Below are 4,539 nucleotides of genomic sequence, written 5' to 3' on the forward strand. Positions count from 1 at the left end.
ATAAATAAATGATGAAAAGTCTTTCTGGAATCACTGTTTTCTTGTCCGCAGTTAGGACAAAATTTTTGCTCAACAACGTGCCTGCAATTTAAACAGGTTTTGTCTTCTCTAATTTTGTTGTGTGACATTGGTTATTTCAGTTGATTTTGATTTGGTGTAGTTTTTTTAGTTTTTATTTTTTTAGCACTTCATTTAAGAAAAGCTGTAAATGCTCAAAAGATCTTTTTGCCGCAACAGGATTATATGCAGCGCCTTTAGAATTGTCATTTCCAGCTTCTGGATTTGTAAAAGAGTGAACAGAATTAGCATAGTAAATCATTTGCCAATCAGCTTTAGAATCGCGCATTTCTTGTTGGCAAGAAGCAATTTCTTCTTTAGAAACAAAAGGATCATCGGCACCATGGCAGATTAAAACTTTTGCATCGATTGTTTCCGTTTTTCTACTAGCGTCTTTTCCTAAACCGCCATGAAATGATGCTACTCCTTTTAGTTTCAAATGCCCACGTGCAGCTTCTAGAACTCCAGTTCCTCCAAAACAATATCCGATAGCAACAATGTTATCAGCATTAGCTCCAGACTTTACTAATTCTTTCAAAGCAGCATCAATACGTTTTTGATAAGCTTCGAAGTTTGTTTTATAAAAACCAGCCTGTTTTCCAGCATCTCCAGTATTTTTAGGATAGTTTCCTTCTCCATATATATCGGCGATAAAAACATTATAGCCTAGTTTAGATAATTCTTCTGCAATTCCTTTAGAAGCGTTATCAATTCCTAGCCAAGCCGGTAAAAGCAAGATTCCTGGGTTGTTAGCACTTTTTTTAGCAGATTTAATAAATAAGCCATTTAACTGTTGGCTGCCTTCTGTGTATTTTACGGGTTTTAACTGCGCATTCATGAGGTTAGAAAATAAGATTGCACTAAATAAAATAACTATGGAGTTTTTCATGATTTCTTCAATTTTTAACAAATATCAGAAATATTATGTTACAAAAAAACCTCACAACTAAATTCTTGTGAGGTTTGTAACGAATATTTTAAAAGAATCTTTTTCTTTTTTATAAAGATATATTTCGTTTAAAAGCGCAACCCAATTCTACGATAGAATCGGTTTTGTCAATGCCTGGAATTCCGTCGATTTTTTCATAAAGAATGCGACGCATATGTTCGTGATTTTTTGCTATGATTTTTATGTAGAGTGTAAAAGAACCTGTTACATAATAACATTCTGTAATCTCAGGAATTTCTTTAAGTGCTTCAATAATTCGTTCAGAATCAGAATCTTTGTTCAGTGTGAGTCCAGTAAAAGAAGCCCAGTCATAACCAATTTTCTTTTCCTGAATAATAGGTTTAATACCACCAATTACACCTTGTTCAATCATTCTGTTAATACGCTGATGCACCATTGTATTTGATATTTTAAGATTAGTGGCGATAGAAGAAAAAGCCATTCTTCCGTCTTTTTCTAATTCTTTAAGAATACTAATATCAAATTCGTCTAATAATTCCATTCAGTAAAAATCGTTTAAAAATTGAGTCTTTTGCGATTCATAAAAGTAATTCTTTTTTTTAATAAACTGACAGCTAATCAAATTTCCGCTAAAAAATAAATTTCTCTTTTTTGAAGCACTTAAGGGTTGTTTTTGACTTTTATTTTGTTATATTTAAGTCAAAATATTGTTTTTTGGATTGTTATTTGTTTAATTTTAATATTTTTGTAAAAATAAAAAGCATATTATGATAAGTACAGAAAAAGCACTTTCGTCAAAATCAGAAATTTTGATTGAAAAAGAGAATAAATACGGAGCTCATAATTACCATCCGCTTCCGGTAGTTTTGGAGCGTGGAGAAGGAGTATACGTTTGGGATGTTGACGGTAAAAAATATTATGATTTTTTATCTGCTTATTCTGCAGTAAATCAAGGTCATTGCCATCCAAAAATTGTGAATGCAATGGTAGAACAAGCTCAGAAACTTACTTTGACTTCTCGTGCTTTTTACAATGATAAATTAGGAAATTACGAAGAATATGTAACCAAATATTTTGGTTTCGATAAAGTTCTTCCAATGAATACAGGGGCAGAAGCAGTTGAGACTGCTTTGAAAATTTCTAGAAAATGGGCTTATGAAGTAAAAGGAATTCCAGAAAATCAGGCACAAATTATTGTGTGTGAAAATAACTTTCATGGAAGAACAACTACTATTATTTCATTTTCAAACGATGAAACAGCTCGTAAAAACTTCGGGCCTTTTACTGATGGTTTCATTAAAATTGAATACGATAATTTAGAAGCGCTTGAAAAGGCTTTAAATTCATCAAAAAATATCGCTGGATTTTTAGTTGAACCGATTCAAGGCGAAGCAGGAGTTTATGTTCCTTCTGAAGGATATTTAGCGAAAGCGAAAGCCCTTTGCGAAAAACATAATGTATTATTTATTGCCGATGAAGTTCAAACAGGAATTGCTCGTACAGGAAAACTTTTAGCAGTTCATCACGAAAATGTACAGCCAGATGTTTTGATTTTAGGAAAAGCAATTTCTGGTGGAGTTTATCCAGTTTCTGCAGTTTTGTGTAATGATGAAATCATGAATGTTATCAAACCTGGACAACACGGATCTACTTTTGGAGGAAATCCTGTCGCAGCTGCTGTTGCAATTGCAGCTCTTGAGGTTATTAAAGACGAAAAACTAGCTGAAAATGCAGAACGTCTTGGTGTTATTTTAAGAGACGGATTAAATAAAATTGCTGAAAAAAATAATTTAATTACGCTAGTTCGTGGAAAAGGTCTTTTAAATGCAATTGTAATCAATACAGACGAAGAATCAGATTTGGCTTGGGAAATTTGTTTGAAATTTAGAGACAACGGATTATTGGCAAAGCCAACTCACGGAAACAAAATCAGACTGGCTCCGCCTTTGGTTATGACGGAAGAACAAATAAAAGAATGTCTTGAGATTATTGAGAAATCTTTGAATGAATTTAAATAATTATCGTTTAGATATAAAAATAAAAAAGCAGCAATTTTACTTGCTGCTTTTTTTGTAGACCATTTTTTATTTTAAAAAGCGACTGTTGTATTACCAATCGCTTTTTGTTATAATTACTAAAAATATCAAAAAAAGTAATTATTTTTTTAATGCAGCGCCGCCAGGCATTGTTTCCGGTTTCAACTTAAATTTGCTGTATTCTACGACTCCTGTTTTGTCTGCCCAATCAAAATATTTTGCTGAAAGATCATTTACAATTCCAGGGTTTTGAGCAGCAACATTTGTTGTTTCGCCTCGGTCTTTTTCAAGATCATAAAGCTCCCATTGGTATGACGGATAAATAGAGACCAATTTCCATTTTCCTTCTCTTACGGCTCTGTTTCCGGCTCTTTCCCAAAATAACGGTGCGCCTCTGTTTACTTCAGAAACATTGTCAAATAAAACAGGCAACAGACTTTTACCAGCAAGCGGATTAGAATTTACTCCATTTAGATTTTTAGGATATTCAATTCCTGCCAATTCGTAGAAAGTAGGAGCAAGGTCAATAATATGACCTGTTCCTTTGTCAATTCTTCCGGCTTTAATTTTTGAAGGATACCAAGCTATAAACGGTGAACTAAAACCTCCTTCATGCATATTGTTTTTATAATCCTGTAATGGAGTATTCGATAAATATGCCCAGTTTTGTTCCTGATAATCAAATGATCCCGAAGTTCCAATAGGTCCATCATTTCTAACCAAACCTCTTCCTAAGGGATTGTAAGTATTGAATCCGCCTTGAGCACCATTATCAGAAATAAAAATAATCAGTGTGTTTTTGTCTTTTTTAAGTGCTTTCAGTTTATCTAAAACTTTGCCCACATTCTGATCCATATTATCTACCATTGCAGCATAAACTTCCATTTTTGCTTTCCAGAATTGTTTTTCATCATAAGTCAGTTTATTCCATTCTGGAACTTCTGGATCTCTCGGAGCAATAGTTTGGTCTGGTAGTAAAATTCCGTTTTCTTTTAATTTTTTGATTCTTTTTTCTCTTAAAATGTCCCAACCTTCATCAAATTTCCCTCTGTATTTTGCAATATCGACAGGTTTTGCCTGTAATGGCCAGTGCGGAGCAGTAAAAGCCAAGTATAAGAAGAAAGGTTTGTTTTCTTTATTTTGTTCGTCTAAAAAAGTAACAGCGTTATTTCCAATTTCATCTGTAAAATAATAGGAATCATCTTTTGGGTGCAATTCCTCGTTATTGCGAATTAATTTTACTGGATAAGGCGTTTTTCCGAAAGGCAAAGGTTTGGTGTCAAAATAATTGGAAGCTCCTTTTAAGATGCCATAAAATTTATCGAAACCTCTTTGATTTGGCCATTGGGCTTGATCTTCTGAACCAACATGCCATTTTCCTGATAAAAGGGTACTGTACCCGCCCGAACGGAAAACTTCTCCTAATGTTAAAGATTCTTTGTTTAAATATCCTTGATAAGCAGGCAGTCCTAAATTGACGTCAAAAAAGCCAACTCCCGCTTTATGCTGATATTGTCCCGTTAGTAAAGAAGCTCT

Annotated in this window: 4 protein-coding genes; 1 reads left to right on the forward strand and 3 read right to left on the reverse strand. The window is 33.5% G+C overall.

The window, feature by feature from the left end:
* Positions 1–172: 172 nt before the first annotated feature.
* Both B3J44_RS00725 and B3J44_RS00730 read right to left on the reverse strand, forming a co-directional pair.
* Complete coding sequence (locus B3J44_RS00725; protein ID WP_198856385.1) at positions 173–946, reverse strand: dienelactone hydrolase family protein; 774 nt, start codon at positions 944–946, stop codon at positions 173–175.
* Positions 947–1,055: 109 nt separating this feature from the next.
* Positions 1,056–1,508, reverse strand: coding sequence for an Lrp/AsnC family transcriptional regulator (locus B3J44_RS00730; RefSeq protein WP_198856384.1), 453 nt, complete (start codon positions 1,506–1,508; stop codon positions 1,056–1,058).
* Positions 1,509–1,734: 226 nt separating this feature from the next.
* On the opposite strand from B3J44_RS00730, the gene rocD reads away from it, so the two are divergent.
* Positions 1,735–2,985: an ornithine--oxo-acid transaminase gene (gene rocD, locus B3J44_RS00735; protein WP_278020938.1), complete on the forward strand. Its 1,251-nt coding sequence runs from the start codon at positions 1,735–1,737 to the stop codon at positions 2,983–2,985.
* A gap of 138 nt (positions 2,986–3,123) precedes the next feature.
* Here the strand turns inward: rocD and B3J44_RS00740 are convergent.
* Positions 3,124–4,539: sulfatase-like hydrolase/transferase (locus B3J44_RS00740; protein WP_286964961.1), on the reverse strand; the 1,416-nt coding region annotated here is incomplete at its 5' end.

Origin of the sequence: Flavobacterium sp. UBA4854, assembly GCF_002399805.1 — a bacterium.
Classification (GTDB): Bacteria; Bacteroidota; Bacteroidia; order Flavobacteriales; family Flavobacteriaceae; genus Flavobacterium; species Flavobacterium ginsengisoli.